This window comes from Candidatus Jidaibacter acanthamoeba, from assembly GCF_000815465.1.
In the GTDB taxonomy this organism is placed as follows: domain Bacteria; phylum Pseudomonadota; class Alphaproteobacteria; order Rickettsiales; family Midichloriaceae; genus Jidaibacter; species Jidaibacter acanthamoebae.
Genome location: NZ_JSWE01000010.1, coordinates 1 through 317, shown reverse-complemented (window position 1 = coordinate 317; position 317 = coordinate 1). Strand labels below are relative to the sequence as shown.

General features: G+C 33.1%; 1 protein-coding gene. It reads right to left on the bottom strand.

Annotated elements, in window-relative coordinates; all coding sequences use genetic code 11:
* Positions 1-317 (bottom strand): ankyrin repeat domain-containing protein (locus tag NF27_RS00105; RefSeq protein WP_161791735.1); only part of this gene is annotated, 317 nt, incomplete at both ends.

Below are 317 nucleotides of genomic sequence, written 5' to 3'. Positions count from 1 at the left end.
CAAGTAAAAATGCATTGGCTCCATATTTATTTGATGAATTAATGAACTCAGGTTTCAGTTGTAATAGATACTTCATTATATCTAATTTCCCATTCCTAGCAGCAAGTAAGAAAGCATTAGCTCCATCTTTATCTACTGAATCTATAAACTCAGGTTTTAGCTCAAGAAGATATTTCACCGCATCTAAGTTTCCATTCCAAGCAGCAAGTAAAAATGCATTGGCTCCATATTTATTTGATGAATTAATGAACTCAGGTTTTATCTCAAGGAGATATCTCATCACATCTAAGTTTCCATTCCAAGCAGCAAGTAAGAAA